General features: G+C 61.8%; 11 protein-coding genes and 1 pseudogene. 5 read left to right on the plus strand and 7 right to left on the minus strand.

Annotated features, from left to right (window positions below):
• The first annotated feature begins 675 nt into the window (after positions 1 to 675).
• The 4 genes from AC1RKI_RS28385 (at position 676) to AC1RKI_RS28400 (ending at position 4,887) form a co-directional block, all read left to right on the plus strand.
• Positions 676 to 1,569: a fasciclin domain-containing protein gene (locus tag AC1RKI_RS28385; protein WP_227461578.1), complete on the plus strand. Its 894-nt coding sequence runs from the start codon at positions 676 to 678 to the stop codon at positions 1,567 to 1,569.
• A gap of 148 nt (positions 1,570 to 1,717) precedes the next feature.
• On the plus strand, positions 1,718 to 3,238 hold the full coding sequence (locus AC1RKI_RS28390; RefSeq protein ID WP_492798225.1) for a cryptochrome/photolyase family protein: 1,521 nt from the start codon (positions 1,718 to 1,720) through the stop codon (positions 3,236 to 3,238).
• Positions 3,239 to 3,264: 26 nt separating this feature from the next.
• Complete coding sequence (locus AC1RKI_RS28395; RefSeq protein WP_227461579.1) at positions 3,265 to 3,963, plus strand: SDR family NAD(P)-dependent oxidoreductase; 699 nt, start codon at positions 3,265 to 3,267, stop codon at positions 3,961 to 3,963.
• Between the two features lie 27 nt (positions 3,964 to 3,990).
• The gene (locus AC1RKI_RS28400; RefSeq protein WP_227461580.1) at positions 3,991 to 4,887 is read left to right on the plus strand and encodes a TIGR01777 family oxidoreductase; all 897 of its coding nucleotides are present in this window, start codon (positions 3,991 to 3,993) and stop codon (positions 4,885 to 4,887) included.
• 233 nt (positions 4,888 to 5,120) lie between these two features.
• Here AC1RKI_RS28400 and AC1RKI_RS28405 read toward each other — a convergent pair whose 3' ends face one another.
• Positions 5,121 to 8,621, minus strand: coding sequence for an autotransporter outer membrane beta-barrel domain-containing protein (locus AC1RKI_RS28405; RefSeq protein ID WP_275061066.1), 3,501 nt, complete (start codon positions 8,619 to 8,621; stop codon positions 5,121 to 5,123).
• Between the two features lie 878 nt (positions 8,622 to 9,499).
• On the opposite strand from AC1RKI_RS28405, the gene AC1RKI_RS28410 reads away from it, so the two are divergent.
• Positions 9,500 to 9,718 (plus strand): DUF2188 domain-containing protein, encoded by a 219-nt coding sequence (locus AC1RKI_RS28410; protein WP_227461581.1) that lies wholly within the window; start codon positions 9,500 to 9,502, stop codon positions 9,716 to 9,718.
• Between the two features lie 412 nt (positions 9,719 to 10,130).
• On the opposite strand, the gene AC1RKI_RS28415 is transcribed toward AC1RKI_RS28410, so the two are convergent.
• The 6 genes and pseudogenes from AC1RKI_RS28415 to AC1RKI_RS28440 form a co-directional block, all read right to left on the minus strand.
• Positions 10,131 to 10,343 (minus strand): hypothetical protein, encoded by a 213-nt coding sequence (locus AC1RKI_RS28415; RefSeq protein ID WP_227461582.1) that lies wholly within the window; start codon positions 10,341 to 10,343, stop codon positions 10,131 to 10,133.
• A 1,196-nt stretch (positions 10,344 to 11,539) separates the two neighbouring features.
• The gene (locus tag AC1RKI_RS28420; protein ID WP_227461583.1) at positions 11,540 to 12,265 is read right to left on the minus strand and encodes an HD-GYP domain-containing protein; all 726 of its coding nucleotides are present in this window, start codon (positions 12,263 to 12,265) and stop codon (positions 11,540 to 11,542) included.
• A gap of 593 nt (positions 12,266 to 12,858) precedes the next feature.
• Positions 12,859 to 12,984 (minus strand): annotated as a pseudogene (locus AC1RKI_RS28425) (IS30 family transposase); the annotation flags it as partial.
• Between the two features lie 450 nt (positions 12,985 to 13,434).
• A complete protein-coding gene (locus AC1RKI_RS28430) occupies positions 13,435 to 14,298 on the minus strand; it encodes a patatin-like phospholipase family protein (RefSeq protein WP_227461584.1) in 864 nt (287 codons plus the stop codon).
• On the minus strand, positions 14,295 to 15,515 hold the full coding sequence (locus tag AC1RKI_RS28435) for a CaiB/BaiF CoA transferase family protein (protein WP_227461585.1): 1,221 nt from the start codon (positions 15,513 to 15,515) through the stop codon (positions 14,295 to 14,297). Before AC1RKI_RS28435 ends, AC1RKI_RS28430 begins: the two co-directional genes overlap by 4 nt.
• Positions 15,512 to 17,485 carry a flavin-containing monooxygenase gene (locus AC1RKI_RS28440; protein ID WP_227461586.1) on the minus strand — a complete coding sequence of 658 codons (1,974 nt, stop codon included), beginning with the start codon at positions 17,483 to 17,485 and terminating at the stop codon, positions 15,512 to 15,514. The genes AC1RKI_RS28435 and AC1RKI_RS28440 overlap by 4 nt, the downstream gene beginning before the upstream one ends.
• Positions 17,486 to 17,580: the final 95 nt, after the last annotated feature.

Consider the following 17,580-nt stretch of genomic DNA (forward strand, 5'->3'; position numbering starts at 1 on the left):
GTCAGCGCAAAGGCAAACGAGACCCTAAACTCACTTGGGCGTTTTTCGCCCAGGCGGAGCTCGACCGCCGATTCCCTTCGCCACTAAAAATACCTATTTGTAAATTTAGTTACTATCCAGTATTCTTTTTTCCTGAGCAGTATCGCGCGGCCATGGGGACCGACGTGGGATACCGGTCTGCGCGAAGAGCGATCAGTGCAGGCGCCCCCTCTTCTCATTAATTGGAGGACCTTGCGTGCTCCCAAACTCACACAAGCGTCCAAGTGTTCGGGTCGCCCCTGATCCGCCTCCTGGTTCGGAGGATGCAGCTGCGCTCCCGTCGTGGGTCGGACGCACGCGAACGGCGTCGATCTTTCTGCGCACAGATGAGCGCTCGCAGAATCGTCAAGACCCAACGCAATTCTGCTAGGAGCACATACAGGCATGCGCGAGGTAACCGCCTAGAAACCTTCTCGCACTGGTGAAATTCGCGGCTGCCCTTAGAAAGGCGTCGCGCGATCTTGGCCCCACCCACATTGTGGAGTGACGCCGTACGACGTTCCCTTCCGCGCCTTATTAACAGCTATGGGAGGCAGCCTATGGCCGCATGAGAGAGAAAACCTATTGCAGTTGTTTTAGCTTGGTTTCGTTTGGAGAATGATCATGCTTCGGTGGATTACAGGATTATGTTGTGCCATGTTGCTTGCCATTGCCTCAGGATGCGGCGGCGGCGACGACTCCCCCGGTAATGTCGTGCAGGTCGCACAAAACGACAGTCGTTTCACCGTTCTCGTCGAAGCAGTACAGGCGGCTGGCCTGACAGATACTTTAACCGCCTCCAGCGCAGTTACCGTGTTCGCCCCAACCAACCAGGCGTTTTCAGCGTTGCTGAGCGAACTGGGCTTGACCAAAGACCAGCTTCTGGCGAACAAGTCGCTGTTAGCAACTGTCCTGAAGTATCACGTCGTATCTGGACAAGTGCAGAGCAGTGCGATCCCCCTAGGCAAACCCATCAATCCGGTTGGAGGTGGTTTTTTCAAGATCGACAAAGCCGGTAACGGTTTCGTTATTACGGATGGTCGCAACCGAACCAGCAACATCATTCAAACGGACATAGCGGCATCCAATGGCGTCATCCATGCTATTGACAAGGTTCTCCTGCCTGGCGACAAGAACATCGTGCAAACGGCTATTGCTAATCCGGATTTCAGCATTTTGGTGGAAGCGGTGACAGCTGCTGGCTTGGTTGACACGCTCAGTGCCCCCGGCCCTTACACCGTTTTCGCGCCCACCAATGCGGCATTTGCGTCCTTGTTGAATGAGTTGGGTGTCACTAAAGACCAATTGCTAGCGAACACGCAATTGCTGAATAAAGTGCTGACGTACCACGTGTTGCCTGAGTTGGTCCTCAAAGCCAGTGTCCCATTTAACATGCCAATAAAGACTGTCGAGGGCGAGACATTTAGCGTCGGCACAACGCTAGCCATTACGGACCAGCGTGGCCGCCAGTCCAACATCGTTGCAACCGACACTCTGTGCTCGAATGGAGTCATCCACGTCCTGGACAAGGTCATCTTGCCTGCACCATGAGTGCCCTACCGGTGCGCGGTCTGGGACCGCGCACCCACGGTGCATCCTGAAACCTTGAATGCTCAGGCAGGTGAATGTGGACCCTTGATCCTCAGAGTCGGCGCCGGGCAACATCTTGGGGTATTGCGTGAGCAGCTCAACCGAAACCATGCGTCTTGTGCTGGGGGACCAGCTTCACTGCGGCCACAGCTGGTTTTCTGTGGTCGACCCGAAAGTGGTCTACGTGCTGATGGAGGTTCGCCAAGAAACGGACTATGTTCTGCACCACGCCCAAAAAATCCTGGCCATCTTCGCAGCGATGCGCGACTTTGCGGACTACCTGCGTGAGCGAGGTCACCGCGTCCGCTATGTTGCGCTGGACGACCCAAGCAACCGCCACTCCATTTCCGGCAACTTAACTGCGCTGGCTGCGCACTACTGCGTTCGTCGGGTCGAGTGGCAACAGCCCGACGAATGGCGGCTGGACGCTCTGCTAAACAAATGGGGTGGTGACCAGTCTTACGCTACAGAAGTGGTGGATAGCGAGCATTTCTTGACCCAACGCAGCGACCTTGCAGAACAAATGCAGTGCCGCAAGCAATGGGTGATGGAGTACTTCTACCGTAGTATGCGCAAACGTTGGAAGGTGCTTCTTGACGATGCCGGCGAGCCCGAAGGCGGACAATGGAACTTCGATCACGATAATCGCAAGCGCTGGCCGGGAACTCCGCCAGAGCCGCAAGACTGGCGGCCGCTACACGATCACCGAAGCTTGTGGGAAATGGCGAAAGGCGCAGGCGTGCAGAGCTTTGGGGATCCGCAAGCCGACGCCATACGTTGGCCACTCAACCGCAAAGAAGGACTTTCCTGCCTAGAGGCTTTCATCGCTACAGCTTTACCCTACTTTGGTGACTACGAAGATGCGCTGGCCGCCAAAGCCCCGCGCTTGTTCCACTCACTGATGTCGTTCGCCCTCAACGTGAAGATGCTCCATCCTCTGGAGGTGGTGCAACGAGCCGAGGCCGCTTGGCGCGCCGGCCGCGCACCATTGGCCGCCGTAGAGGGTTTTGTACGCCAAATCCTCGGCTGGAGAGAATACGTGCGTGGTATTTACTGGGCGCACATGCCCGGCTACGAGAAGAACAACGCCCTCTCACACCGGACACCGTTGCCGCGGTGGTTCTGGAGCGGCGACACACATATGCGGTGCATTCATCTGGCCATCTCACAATCGCTGCGCACCGCCCACGCACACCACATCCAGCGGCTAATGGTGATCGGCAACTTCGCACTACTCGCCGGTCTAGATCCACATGCGCTGCACAGGTGGTATCTGGGCATCTATATCGACGCATTCGAATGGGTGGAGTTGCCGAACACGCTGGGAATGAGCCAGCGCGCGGATGGCGGGCTGATTGCCACCAAACCGTATGTGAGCAGTGCCGCCTACCTTCAACGCATGGGCGACTATTGCCAGCATTGTTTCTACGACCCCAAGCAAAAAACCGGGATTCGCGCTTGCCCCTTCAACGCCTTGTATTGGGACTTCTTCCAACGCCACGCCCCTACACTGCACAGCAATCCCCGACTCGCACTCGTCTATCGCCAGTTGAAGAGAATGCCTGAGACGGAACGTCAGGCCCTGCAGGGATATGCCAACCATCTTCGCGAGCAGCTCGAAACACTGTAGCGGTCACTCGACAAATAGCTCACACCATGAAATCGCTTCCTGCCGGCTATCGCGCCCTTGTTCTCGGAAGTACCGGAGCTATCGGCGCCGCGCTGGTGGCACAACTGCGCACCGACCCCCGATGCGCTGCCGTGCATACCCTGGCCCGCAACACCACTCCTCCGCTGGATTTCTATGACCCGAGCAGCGTTATCCGCGCCGCGGACAGCCTACGAACACGAGGTCCATGGCACCTGATTCTCGTAGCCACCGGCATGTTGCAGGGGCCAACCGGTACGCCGGAGAAGCGTATGGCTGATTTGAGCGCCGAGCATCTTGCCGCCAGCTTTGCCGTCAACACTATCGGGCCCGCAATGGCACTAGCACACTTCGCGCCCCAGCTGGCGCGCGGTGGACGTTGCCACTTTGCCGTACTATCGGCCAAGGTCGGGAGCATTGGCGATAATCGCCTCGGCGGCTGGCTCAGCTATCGCGCCTCAAAGGCAGCATTAAATATGGTAATCAAGACGGCTGCGATCGAAATGGCACGCACGCACCCACAAGCTGTGCTAGTGGCATTGCACCCAGGCACCGTCAATTCAGCCTTATCAGCCCCGTTCCGCGGTGCGCAGATCGGTCGGCCAGCCAACGACGCGGCTGGCGAAATACTAGCGGTACTCGACCGCCTCCAGCCCGAGGACAGTGGAGGATTGTGGGCTTACAACGGTCAGCGCCTGCCCTGGTAGCTGCCTAACGACAAGAAGAAGCACTCTATGCGCATATTGATTACAGGGGGCACAGGCCTCATCGGGCGGGCGCTGTGCGACAACTGGCAACGCGCAGGCCACGAGTTGTGGGTCTTGAGTCGAAACCCTTCGCAGGTACCCGCCCTATGTAGCGGCGCCCGGGGTATCGCGCGGCTTCAAGAGCTCGATGGGAGCTTCCCCTTAGATGCCGTGATCAACCTGGCCGGCGCACCGATCGCGGACCGCCGGTGGACCGCAGCGCGTCGCGATCTGCTGTGGCGTAGCCGCGTGCACTTGACCCGCACCCTCATTGACTCGATGGCTAATCAGTCCACTCCTCCTGCTGTGCTGCTTTCTGCTTCTGCAGTCGGCTGGTACGGCAACGGGGGCGATGTGCTCCTGGACGAATCCAGCCCGCAAGGCATCGCGGACTTTGGAAGCCACCTATGCCAAGCCTGGGAGCAAGAGGCGAACCGCGCGACGACCTTGGGTATACGCGTTGCAACGCTGCGCATTGCTCCCGTACTCTCCCCAAAAGGTGGAATGTTGGCTCGGATGGCACCCCCATTTCGCTTGGGTCTGGGCGCGCAGATGGGCAGCGGAGAGCAGTGGATGCCCTGGATACATCTCGACGATCTGGTCCGCCTCTTTGATTATTTGCTACACCATAGCGAATGCAAGGGCGTCTACAATGCCTGCGCGCCCGAACAGGTGCGCAACAGCGACTTTACTCAAATGCTGGCCCGAGCGCTGCGCCGTCCAGCCGTACTACGAACACCTTCATGGGCGCTGCGTCTGGCGCTGGGAAAGATGTCGATTCTGCTGCTCGGCGGCCAGCGATTGATTCCCCGTCGGGCGCAAGAAGCCGGCTTCGTATGGCGCCACCCGAATCTCGCTGGGGCGCTGGAGCGGTGCTTCAGTTAGCGGCCTCCGTAGCGCTGGAGAAACTCTTGGGGCGTTATCCCGTTTCCAGCTCACCTAGCGAGGTCAGGAGCCGAACCTGCACTGCAGAAATCTGCAGCGGCCCAATCCACGACAACAACATATCCCGTGCCTTCGTATTGGTAAGCGGCGGTGCACTACTGGGGTCTCCTTTTCAAATCCAGCCGTACCCTGTGCCGGAGTAGTAGGCGTTTGGCACTAATCAAAGACGCTAGCTAAAAGCGCCACTTAAATCCCACCGTCCCCGTATGGTCCTGGTTCCCGCCGCCCAGCCGGCCGGTATAACGCAAGCCGAGCGTGGCCGCGGACGAGATGGCGAAGTCGGCGCGCAGTTCCGCCAGGGCCGCGTTTTGTGCGATCGGGGCGCCCGTCACCGTAAATGGCTGGCTGGCGTCAAACGCCAGCGTGGTAGCCGGGCGCACGTCGCCGAACGCATGCTGCCAGCCTGCCCCAACGTAGAACGCTGCCTCGGTGGCACCGATCTGGACGCGTGCGCTGGTGCGCACGCCGAGCGTAGTGGTGGTCAACGTATTGCTGTTGCCAGGACTGTGCAGGGCCGCCGAGCCGCCGGTCTCCGCGAAGCTGCGCGTCCTTGTGTCGCTCCAGGCCACCCCGGCATACGGTTCGAGCTGGGTGGTCACGGATAGGGGCATGGCAAAGCCGGCTTCCGTGAAGACTTGCGCGGTGCTGGCATGATAGCTGGCCGTCAGCGACTGGACCGTGCTGCCGCCGAGGTTGGCCTGCCGATCCGTGTCGGCAACGTGCCAGCTATAGGCGGTGCCGAACAGCCACTTGAGCTTGCCGCCGCCGAGCGCAAACGCGCGGCCGCCGTAGAGGGTGGCGCTGAAGGAATCGGTGATCGCGCGCGAGGACCGGTCGCTCACGCGCAGCGTGCTATTGGCGTAGCCGAATGCCCCGCCGATGCGCCAGCCTTGACCCACCGCCCCGTCGCCACCGAGGTAGAAACCGCCGGTCTGCTGGCGCACGCGCGCTGCATCGGCACTCCCATGGAAGTTCTGCCAGTTGCCAAGTACCTCCACCCACAATGGCTGGGCGGCGGAAATGGGCAGCGCGGCGGCCGGCAGTGGGCCGCCAAGCTGGGCGATGGGTGCACCGGGCAGCATGCCGGCAGACAGGCTGTCGTTCAAATGCGTCAGCGGCAGCGCCCGCGCGCCACCCGCCAGGGTCATCAGACCCGTGGCCACGCTGGCATGAGCCTCACCGGACAGGCTGTCGAACACAGCCGGCGGTGCGCCTTCAGGCAACGTCACCACGGCTTCGTGCACCGTGTTGCTGTCCGGGAGCGTATCCAGCGCATTTGCCACCGCGCGCTGGTTGCCGGTGACCGCGGCATCCGCAAAGCGCATCGGGCGCGGAGCACCTCCGCCAAGGCTGCCACCCGCGCCGGGATCGACCGGCAAAACGGGCGGCACCGGATCTATTACCACCTTGCGTGTGAGTGCAAGGGTGACCTCGTTGGTGCCATACGTCAGCGTCGGGTCGAGGAACGCGTAGGTCGAGTTGACCGATGCAAAGCGACCCTGCACCGATCCGGCCGTGAGGATGCTGTAGCGCCGCGTCGACGCGAAGTTGCCATCGGGGCCGACATGGACTACCGCACCGCCGAGTGTGGCCGTACCGCTCACCGCGACGCGGTCACTGGCCGTCGAAGCCGGGTCGGCTTCGACACGATAGGTCGAACCCGCCGCCAGTGTCAGGTTGCCATTGACGGTCAGCGTTCCGACGGAATTGCCCGGCGCCAGCGTACCGCCTGAAGCAATGACGGTACTGCCCACGCTGCCGGCGCCGCTGAGCATAGCGCCGTTGTTCACGGTGACCGCGCCGGCTACGCTGCCGTTCACGGCCAGCGTGCCAGCGTTCACGATCGTCGCACCCGTATAGGTATTTGCGCCACTCAGCGTGAGCGTGCCAGTGCCGATCTTGACCAGCCCGCCGCCGCTCCCGCCACCGGCCCCGCCATCCTCGATCGTGCCGCTCACGATGGTTGACGCGTTGTTACCGCCTACGGTCAGGATGTTCTGACCGAGCTGGTAGCGCCCCGCACCCGCGATGGCGCCCGCCGTGATCCGGTGATCAAAGGCCGGACCGGCCGTGCCCGAGAAATCGACCCACCCCCCTGCATCCGTGACCAGCGAGGCGTTGCCGGCGGTACTCCAGCCCCAGAACTCCGTATAGCTGCCGCTGCGGGTGGTCACCTGGCTGTTACCGCCGGTGCTGCCGTCCTGGAACGACAGCACGCCGCCGTTGTTGACGATCGTCGCATTGGCCGCCGTGCTGTTGCGGAGCAGGTAAGTGATACCGCCAAGGTTCGTCACCTGCGCATTGCCAAGCGTGCCGGCGTCAAAGAGCTGGATGTAGCCCGAACGATTGACGACTTGGCGTCCCCCCAGGTCGAAGTCGCCGTAAAGGCGCAGCGTGGCGCCGCCGTCGACACTGACCGGGCCGCTCCCCAGCGCGCCATTGACGTTGGCGCTCAGCATGCCTGCGTTGACCCGCGTCCCGCCGGTATAGGTATTCACGGCGTTCAAATCGAGTGTTGCGTCCCCCGTCTTGGTCAGGCTGCCGGGGCCGTCGATGACACCGTTGTGTGTCAGCGTGCCATTTGTAATTTCGAAGGTGCCACCTCCCGGGCCTAGGGTGGTTGCGCGCGCGGTGGTCATGGGCGCGGTTGTCCGCAAGGTACCGCCGTTCAACCCCAGGGTGCCGGCTGCCGCGCCGAGGTTGGCATCCGACGCAATTGCCAGTGTGCCGCCCAGAATTTGCCAGTTCGTGATATCCGTGTTGGTACCAGCGAGGGTCCAGACCGATGCTCCTATCTTCTGGAAGTGCTCGAAGCCCCGATAAAGGCCGGCAAATCCGATGCCGCCGCTCAACGTGGCAGCGCCAGTGTCGCCAGCCAGCACCAACGTGTCGTCCGTGCCGAAGGCGTCGATTCTCCCTACGACGCTGTTGGTCCAGAACTCGAAGCGGTTCGTGCCGCCGGTAAACTGCACAGCGGCCACGCCCGGGCTGCCTCCTACGATGGTCCCCTTGTTGACGACCGTCAGGTTGCTGCCGAGCACGCCCACCCCGCCGATGCCTGCAGCGCCCGCAGCGGCCTGCGAATTATCTATGCTCATGCCGCCCGCGCCACCGGCACCTCCCGCGCCGCCGGAGATCGTGCCTTCGTTGAGCAGCGTGGACCCACTGGCCAATTCCATGCCGCTGCCCCCCATGCCACCCTTTCCTCCAGAGCTGCCGTAGGGCCCATAGACGCCGTCGCCGCCTTGCCCCCCCGTCCCACCGTTGCCCCCCGCCACCAGGGCACCTGATTCGACATGCACGTTGGCCGCGCTGGTTACCAACATGCCGACACCGCCGTCGCCACCATTACCAGCGCCTTGGAACTCTGGAATCGGCTTCGATCCGCCGCCATTGCCGCCGTTCCCACCCCAGCCACCGTACGCAGCGGCACCCGACTTCACCACGATCCCTGCGCCACCGCTGTAAATCACGCCATTGCCACCGCCGCCACCGCCGCCGCCTCCTCCGAAGTACGCACCCGGCAGGTCCGAAGGATAGCCGCCCCCGTTGCCGCCCCTACCACCACCGCCGCCATACACCGGGCTAGATATGACAGCGGGCACTTGGCCCAGATACATGCCATCCGCACCGCCGCCTCCACCACCTCCGCCACCGGCCGTAAACCAGTCCATGTCGAAGTTTCCGTCCCCACCGTTGCCGCCACTTTGGCCAGGCGCGCTCCCGGATACCCCCCCCAGCGCCTGCGGAACCGTCTGCCCTGCACTGATACCGCCGGAGCCGCCCGCAGCATTGGCCCCGCCGCCGCCGCCGCCGGTGCCGTCGCCGGCGCCGTCGGCCACAAACGGTCCGTTCTGGCCTGTGCCGAGGGAACCCGACCCGCCCGATACGGGAAAGTTGTATCCCCCGGCCCCTCCATTGCCCCCGACGGCTAGCGCCGGCGGGGCGGCCAAGGACATAGTGAGGAGGGAAACGGCGCCTGCGACGGCGCGCAGGCGCGGCTTTTCAACTGGAGAGACGCTGGAACGTTTTGTCATGCGGATTTGCAGCCGGCAAGGCCGGCGACCCTTTTCCCTGCGCGGCAGCCAGCGGCTAGCCGGCAATGCTCGCGCTATCATTTTTGAACGTGGGGGCAGCGTTCGCTCTCTGGCGTAAATGGCAAAAGCAGCACGAACGCACGAATTCCACTTGCAATGCCAGATTTTCTCTATCCTTCCCGCGGAAAGCTACACTCCGGCCGCTTGAACAGCCTAAAGCGACCGTTCAGTGTTGCATTGGAGCGACTCCATTTTTTCCGAGCATTCGGCGTCTATCTTCTTCTCGACACGCTCGCAAGTGTCAGGGATGAGTGGCTGGCTCGCCGCGACCAGGAGATGGCCTGTACCTTTCCGCGTAATGCTGGCTGATTCGCTTATGGTTGAGCCAGCGGCCCTCCCTCGACGCGCCAAGGCTGTGCCGGCCATTCATCCGACGGACCTGTAGGCGCGAATCCGATACCGATTGGACGTATCTCCGCAGGAGGCTGTCTCCATAAATCAAATAGGAGACAGCCATGGGCAACAGAGAAATTCATCTGGTGTCAGCAGGAAACGAATGGGCGGTAGAGGTGGCGGGCGGCGAACGGACAATGTTCTTCACCCAAGAAGAAGCGATCGCAGGGGGCACTGAGCGCGCGAAGCGCGACCCAGTCGAACTGTTGATCCATGGCCGCGACGGCCAGATTCGAGAGCGCAACTCTTTCGGTGATGACCCGCGCAACGTTAAAGGCTGAACTCCATATCGCGCGGCGCGCCGGCGCCGACGCTGGGCCAACTGCGGTCCCTGCTGCTCGCAGCGCGCACGGATTCTCTACGCGAGGACAACCTGGCTTTACGCAATCAAGTGCGACGGGTGCCGCGTCTTGGCCAGTACCGGGTCACCCGGCCGACCGAAAAGCCGCGGCGCCATTGATGATTCTCGGCGGGAAGCCTTCAGCAGATAGGAGCAAATCGACCCGTCTAGCGCTGTTCAGCTGCAGAGGCCCGAGCGGTAAGCTCCCCCTAGCCATTCCGCACTTCAGTGACCCATTCAGGCGATTCACACGGCGGGATTTCCGTGCCAGCTTCTGCTCAGCCGGGAAACCGGCAAGTTCGCGCTTCGCCACGGCCAATTCCCCCGGCCGCGGCATTTTCTTTGCACCGCTTTTATTGGAGGGCGCGATGGTGCAGGCGCCCAAAGGAGCTTACCTGTTCCAGTTGGGAAAATTCGCCAACGAATTCGCGGTCCACCTCGATAACGTACGATCCGTCAGCCAACTGCTGCCACGTCCTCAACATCCCAAGCCGTTCCAGGCTCGACAGCGCCGCCCTGAATTCGCCTTCTTCTACCGGATTTGACGCATCAAACGTCAGTTTCATAATTGCTCCCCGATTCGTGGAAGACCTCGCATAAGATCCGGTCCTTTATCCACACTTTATATTACCTCACAGCTTGATCGATTAAGCGGGCCACGCCTCCACGATGTTTTGCGTCGCATTTCTCCAGCGCCATAACGCCGCACGCTTTCGCGCCGACGAGTGTCCGGCAGAACAAATGACGAACATCCTCTCGTGATAGAGAGGATCGATCGACAACTCATGCAGGCTAATCCGTATGGCGAGATGAAATGCGGCGACCGGTTTGCGCAGTACCACCACGCAAAGCATGGGTTCAGTCGGCAAATCCCCAACACCACTACTCGACCTAGCGCACGAGCTCCGCGCCACCGACACAGGCCTCGCAGAGTATGGTATAAGAAAACGTCCCTTGCAGGCTGCGCTCGCAGTGTACGAACTAGGCCGCGCCCCACATGATGGTGCCCGCGCCGCTGCCTGTGCCACCTCTCAATTCTACCGACCGAATGCACTCTGCGCAGTTCCGCACCAGCAACCGCCAACATGCCCTGCATGTTGCGGGCGCGGACGCCTACGTGCGCCCGCAGGACATCTTCGTCCTGCAATCCGTCGACCAAGAGGTTGCCCTTCCCGCTGTGCTTCTCTTAGCCGTGCGGGAAGTCAGGGACTGATTCACAGATCGAATCCTGATCTTCCTTGCACGGCACCTTGCTCCGAGGGCTGCGAGCCTTCTTCAGCAGCCCACAGTTCAACTGAGCAAGACAGGTGACGACATGCCGACCATTGGGCGCAAGACCTTATTCATCTATCGCAGGGCACTCTTTGTGATAGGGGCAATCGCCGCCCTCTACATCGCCCTAAATCTCGATTAGTCCCCCGAATAAACTAGCCTGGAATTCAGTTCGAGGATGCGCCTGTCCGTGGTCCGGCGGGCGCTCGCCGCACTTGCGGCCCCGAGCTCGATTGCCAGCTACATATTAATCGCAATGGCACTCTTGCTAAACCTTATCACGGCAGATCGTCCCTTCGCAGATGGATACCAGCGGCTGCTCGATGCCCTAGTCCAAGCGGGCCGCTTTCTTTTAAAGGCCTGCTTGGCCGCTCAAGCATTGCAGGCCTCGCAATACAGCCATGCGACTCGGTCATTTAATGGAAAGGTCTTGCCCGGTTCTCCTGCGCCGTTCAGCTCGCCCCTTTGAGGAAAAGGACGGTGGCGTGCCTCACGCCCGCATTTCCGGGAGCAACGTGCTGTGAGTGACTCCTGTCGCTACGCGAGCAGTCACGCGAAAGTCCGCGTGCGTTAGCCCGTAGAACGCAGTGACCACGGCGGTATCGCTTCCACGCGATAGCCATTCATTTGCCGCTGCGCGCGCCCGCTGTATCTGAGGGAAGCCGTCGAGAAACGCTTCTACCACCACTGGGTCAAAGTGCGTGCCGCTGCCACCTGCAATGATGGACCGAGCGTCATCATCGGTCATGCGCGGGCGGTAGCAGCGCGTTTCAGTTATCGCATCGAACGCATCCGCGACCGCCACCACACGCGCGGCTAAGGGAATTTTCTGCCCCACAAAATGGCCCGGATAGCCACTGCCATCGAAACGTTCGTGGTGATGGCGGGACACTTGGGATGCAAACTGCAGCAGTTCATCGGAACTGCCAGCCAGAAGGTCGGCGCCAATGCTCGCATGTTGTTCCATGACGCGTCGCTCCGATGGGTCTAATTTACCCGGTTTAAGCAGCACATCGTCTGGAATCGCCAGCTTCCCGACGTCGTGCACAGGCGTCGCCAATCGTATGCGTAACCGCTCATCGGCACCGAGCTCCATCAATTCTGCTAAGGAAGCTGCTATACAGGACGTACGGATGAGATGGCCGGATGCCTGCGGATAGCGCGAACAGCTCGCAAGTGTGAGGCCTGCCAAAGTGACCAGGGCGCGGTAGTTCATCTTGTCTTCTAGTCCTCAATACAACGCCGGACATGCGCAGCCTCTGTCACGATGGCCTGCATACTCTTCTGTTGGGGTTGCTTGAGACTCGATATTTCTCGCATCAATTTCCATGGTGTTCAGATTTGCCGCTACGCCACGGCGCTTCAGCATCTCAGGGGCTACAGGCTAGAGTTCGGCGAGAGCAGTTAGCTAGATCAAAGCGCTTTTGGCGCCGAAAGGCTATATGGGCAGGCAGATGTATTGGACGAAGCCGGTCGGCTGTTCAGCCGGCGGCTATTGTTCGGTGTAACTGCTTTCGCAGCGCCGTCAATTCTATCAACTAATAGATATGTTCATACATTTAATTATAAGTATATTATCGGTAATTTATGACGCACGAGCTGCCTTCTTGACTTACATCAAGGAAAGCTTGTCTTTGCCCTCCGAATTGACTAATTGTGCTAACGGGCTTCGAGGAGCCGCCGCCTCGCCGGCAGTCTACCCGTTGGTTTCGGCGGCGCGCTCTGTTCCTACTACGCAAGGCAGAGTATGGGGGCGTGCCCTTGTCCTCTTAAGCACTTTCAGCACGACCGCCAGATACTCCTCCGTCGTCGGCGGCGTTGTGGTGGGCGAATGCCTCCCGCGTCCGACAAGATCCTCTGGACTGAAGAGTGCCTGCGATCAAATAACCTGGCGATCTCATGACTCGTATCGCCCTTGCACCAGCGATCCCACATGAGTGCCTTCTGCTAGGTTGAGTGACCGACCTGGTAACGATATCCCAGATATCCCAAAGTGTCAGGACGGGCCGCCTGACTCCCGAGCCCCACAGACCGTGCCCCCCAATGTGGGGCAAAGCACCTGCCCCCCCCCGGGGCCGAGTATCTAGCGAGCGATTTCGAAGCAACGTCGACTGGAGCGCTTTATCTGGCGCACTGCCACAGAGCTGCAACAAGTCTCTCGTACTGAGCGCATACGGCGGAAGTACTGACTCGGCAATGAAGGATCTTTGGGGCCGTCGCTTCGTAGCCGCAGACGTCGGCAGGGGTTGCGCTCTTCTTTACGCTGATGAACATCCTTGCGATATCGACGTCTCGGCGTTTCTTTCCGCGCGTGCCATAGCTCTATTGCAATGAAGGTTGCGTCTTCCTGATAACTCAAGCCGACCGTCTTCTCCGCCCTCGCCCTTACGATTGCCCGTCCATCCACATCAACCCGATTTCCGCGGCGATGCGTTCACCCTGCAACACGCCTGCATAAGCGCTTAGCGCGCTGCGGGAGGGGTCGAGGACGTTGTCGGTCATTGCCTCGCGTGACGCGTCGTCAGGCACGATGACCGCCACGCGGACACCTCGCTCGCGAAGGTAGGCCACTTCGGCGCGCAGGTGCCCGCTGACCGGATTTCCGTCGCCATAGCCCAGCGGCGCAATCACGAGGACCGTGTCGGCGGGCCACGCCAGGTCGGCGTTGGTCAGCGAGCGGATGCCGCCGTCCATGTAGGCGCGGCCGTTCAGGGGCACTGCGGGCCAACTGCCGGGCACCGCGCAACTGGCCGCTACGGCATCCACGAGTTCCACGCCGCTGTGGCGGTGGAAGACGACATGCTCGCCCGTTTCGGTATCGACGGCGACCACGCGCAAGTCACAGCGCGGCCAGTGCGCCGTCGGCAGGCGCGCAGCGATGATGTCGCGCCGCGTCTTGAGCGGGACCGTTTCGGTGCGCAGCGCATACGCCCCGATTCTCCGGCGGGCCGCTCTCGCATCGCCAAAGACCTTTTGCATCAGTTCCCGGTTGCGCGCGTCCGCGTCCGCCTGCGAATATCTGCGGACCAGCTCGCGCGTTTGCGAAGCCGGCATCAACTGGGCAGCCAGCAGAATCTCCAGTCCTATCCCGGTGGCAATCTGCGCGCCCACCACCGAACCCGCCGAGGTACCGACGATTGCGTCGGCAGCGGTGATATCCACGCCGTGGCGTGCCATGCCGGCCGCGACGCCAGTAGCCCACGCGATGCCCGCGACCCCGCCCCCGCCTAAAACGATCGCGCGCTTCATATCACGCCTGACTCGACCAGCGCAGCGATGTCGTCGGGCGACATGCCCAGAATACCGCCATAGATCTCCGCATTGTGCTGGCCCAGATCGGGAGCGGGCTCGATCGGCTTCTCCTCGCTATCCGGAAACTTGGGGATAACGCCCGCCATCTTGACAGGGCCGATATGGCGGTCGGTCACCGACGCGATGGTGCCGCGCGCGCGGTAATGGGCGTCGTTCATGATGTCCTCGATGCTGAAGATGAACGAGTAGGCCAGCTTGGCCGCATCGAGCTTCGCGCAGAGTTCGTCCACCGGCTGCGCCTCGATCCACTCTGCCAGAACCGCGTTGAGTTCCGCCACATGCTGCCAGCGAAGTTCGTGCGTGGCGAAGCGCGGTTCGGTCAGCCAGTCCTCGCGCCCCATCGCCTGCGCCAGTCGCTGGAATCCCGCATCGGCCGACACGGTCAGGATCATGTAGCGGCCATCCGACGTGCGGAAGTGCTCGCCCGGGGCCGCTGCGAAATGCGTGTTGCCGCGGCGCTCGCGAATCGTGCCGAGCCGGTCGTAGGCCGGTACCAGCACCTCCGTAAACCGGATGATCGATTCGTACATGGCAAGGTCGATCTGCTGGCCCTCGCCGCCGTGCATGTCGCGGTGATAGATTGCCATCATCAGCGAGAACGCCCCAAGGATGGCCGATTGGTAATCGGCGATCGAAGTGCCGACACGTACAGGCGGGCGGTCGGGGAAACCTGTGATGCCCATCAGGCCGCCAAAGGCCATCGCGATCCGGTCATAGCCGGCGCGCTCGCGATAGGGACCGGTTTGCCCGAAGCCGGAAATGCGCAGCATGATGAGCCGCGGGTTGCGAGCCTTGAGCGCTTCCCAACCCACGCCCCATTTCTCAAGGGTGCCCGGACGGAAGTTCTCGACCACGGCATCCACGTGTTCCACTAGCCGCAAGAGCAGGTCGCGACCCTCCGGCTTGCGCAGGTCCAGCGTGATCGACTTCTTGTTGCGGTTCTCCACGCTCCAGTACAGGCATTGGCCATCGACGAAGGGACCGAGGTCACGCACGGTGTCGCCCCGGCGTGGGACTTCGACCTTGATGACTTCAGCGCCGAAGTCGCCGAACAGCGTGGCGGCAACCGGCCCGGCCACCATCGTTCCCAGGTCGAGAATGCGCAGGCCGCTCAGCATGTGCGGGCCCGATGCGGCGGCGTGGGGCCTTATCATGCCACCCTCCCGAGCGGCTGGAGGGCGGGCGCTTCGGCGCGCGCGAGGCGCAGCCGATAGTCGGCGAGTCCCGAGTTGCGGGTCATGTGCCAGTAGTCGTCGTTGCGGAACGGCGTCGGTGCCACCACGCGGCCCTGCGCATTGCGGTACCAATTCGACATGCCTTGATGGGTCCAGATCATGCGGCCATGGGCATCCTGTACGCGGGTGTTGTAGGCGTCGTGTACGTCCTGCCGTACTTCGATCTCGAAGCGACCGTCCGCGGTGTCGAGCGCGGCTTTCAGCAGCGACATCACGTACTGCACCTGGGTCTCGAGCAGCGCCACCACGCTTCCGCCGTGGCCGAGCGCCGTGTTGGGGCCGGCCAGCATGAAGAAGTTCGGGAAGCCCGGCGTTGCCACGCCCAAGTAGGCCTGCGCGCCGTGGGCGTCCCAATGCTCACGCACGTTGCGGCCCTCGCGGCCGATCAGGCGGAATGACGAAAGCAGGTTCACGGCGTCAAACCCAGTGCAGACCACGAGGATATCCGCCTGGTAGCGCGCTCCGTCGGCCGTGACCACCGCATTGCCTTCGATCCGTTCGATCCCGCTGTTCACGATGCTGACGTTCTCGCGCGTCGCCGTGCGGAACCAGCCGTTGTCCATCAGCATGCGTTTGCCGAACGGCGGGTAATCGGGCAACACGTCCTGCAGCAGCTCCTGGCGCTCGCCAAGCTCCTTCTTCACGTAGTCGACAAAGAACTCACGGTGCTTGTCGTTGCGACGGTTGATCGAGCGTTGCGGATGCGGCCAATCCGGATCGACCTGAAGCGACGCATGGATCCGGTCGTTGAAGATCCACGCCAGACGCTGCCGATACCAGGGCTGGTAGAAAGGCACTTCCCTGAGGAGAAAGCGCACCGCGTGCGGCACCGGCTTCTGGAAACGTTCGAACGGAGCGGCCCACTGCCGCGAGCGTTGGAACACGCTGACATGGGAAACCAGCGGCGCAATGGCCGGCACAATCTGCATCGCACTGGCGCCATTGCCGATCACGGCCACCCGCTTGCCACGCACATCGAGCCCTTCTGGCCAGCGGGCACTGTGAAAGCATGCCCCCTCGAACGCGTCCAGGCCGGGAATGTTCGGCATCTTCGGCACGTTAAGCAGGCCGACTGCGCTGATCACCACATTGGCCGCGATGCTTTCGCTGTTGCCCTCGGCATCCGTCACGCGCAGGGACCACAGCATCGCGCGCTCGTCATACACCGCCGATTCCACCTTGGTACGGAAGCGGATGTTGTGACGGACGCGGAAGCGATGCGAAACATCGACGAAGTACGCCTGGATTTCCTCGCGCAGCGCGAAATAGCGGCTCCAGTCGGCCTTGGCGAACGAGTAGGAGTAGATGTGATTGGGCGTATCGACGCCTGCGCCAGGGTAGCGGTTCTCATGCCACGTGCCGCCGACTTCCCCGTTTTTCTCGATCACCGTATGCGCAATGCCGGCACCCTGCAGCCGGATCGACGCGCACAGGCCCGCAACGCCGGCGCCGATTACCACCACATGAAAATCGTCGGGCACGCGATAGTCGCCTACCTGATCGATACGAAAAGCGGGATCCAGTCCCAGCCCCGCGGCGACCATGGGGCCATAAGATTCCGGCACCTCCTCGCCCACGCTGCGTCGCATCATCTCCACCAGGTCGTCGATGCCGGGGTCGGGCAGCGCGGCGGGCTGGCCAGCCTTCCAGGCATGCAACGCGTCGCGCGCGGCAGCGCGGACTTCCTGCTGGATATCGGCCGACAAGCCACCGGAATCGTGGTCGTCGATGCCCTTGATTTGGGTGCACTGGTATCGCTGGGCAAGCCAGCGCCGGTCGCCAGTCAGGTGCAGCAGTACCATCAGCAACGTCGGCACATTGGCTTCAGGGAGGGCACGGTCGAGTTCGGCAAGCCATTGGGCGTCGGAGTTTTCGAGCGTCTTTGTCATCGTCGTATAGGGGAATTCGAGCAACAGGGGGTCACGCCGCCGCCCGGCGCGGGCGGTGGATGTGGAGGGAAAACAAGGATGAACGGGGCGTTATG

This window comes from Cupriavidus sp. GW822-FHT06G04, assembly GCF_058799075.1.

What these genes read in the sequence shown, in the direction of transcription:
- AC1RKI_RS28385 (WP_227461578.1), top strand. Translation starts at nt 676, where the DNA reads ATGTTGCTTGCCATTGCCTCAGGATGCGGCGGCGGCGACGACTCCCCC.
- AC1RKI_RS28390 (WP_492798225.1), top strand. Translation starts at nt 1,718, where the DNA reads ATGCGTCTTGTGCTGGGGGACCAGCTTCACTGCGGCCACAGCTGGTTT.
- AC1RKI_RS28395 (WP_227461579.1), top strand. Translation starts at nt 3,265, where the DNA reads ATGAAATCGCTTCCTGCCGGCTATCGCGCCCTTGTTCTCGGAAGTACC.
- AC1RKI_RS28400 (WP_227461580.1), top strand. Translation starts at nt 3,991, where the DNA reads ATGCGCATATTGATTACAGGGGGCACAGGCCTCATCGGGCGGGCGCTG.
- AC1RKI_RS28405 (WP_275061066.1), bottom strand. Translation starts at nt 8,621, where the DNA reads ATGGACTGGTTTACGGCCGGTGGCGGAGGTGGTGGAGGCGGCGGTGCG.
- AC1RKI_RS28410 (WP_227461581.1), top strand. Translation starts at nt 9,500, where the DNA reads ATGGGCAACAGAGAAATTCATCTGGTGTCAGCAGGAAACGAATGGGCG.
- AC1RKI_RS28415 (WP_227461582.1), bottom strand. Translation starts at nt 10,343, where the DNA reads ATGAAACTGACGTTTGATGCGTCAAATCCGGTAGAAGAAGGCGAATTC.
- AC1RKI_RS28420 (WP_227461583.1), bottom strand. Translation starts at nt 12,265, where the DNA reads ATGAACTACCGCGCCCTGGTCACTTTGGCAGGCCTCACACTTGCGAGC.
- AC1RKI_RS28430 (WP_227461584.1), bottom strand. Translation starts at nt 14,298, where the DNA reads ATGAAGCGCGCGATCGTTTTAGGCGGGGGCGGGGTCGCGGGCATCGCG.
- AC1RKI_RS28435 (WP_227461585.1), bottom strand. Translation starts at nt 15,515, where the DNA reads ATGATAAGGCCCCACGCCGCCGCATCGGGCCCGCACATGCTGAGCGGC.
- AC1RKI_RS28440 (WP_227461586.1), bottom strand. Translation starts at nt 17,485, where the DNA reads ATGACAAAGACGCTCGAAAACTCCGACGCCCAATGGCTTGCCGAACTC.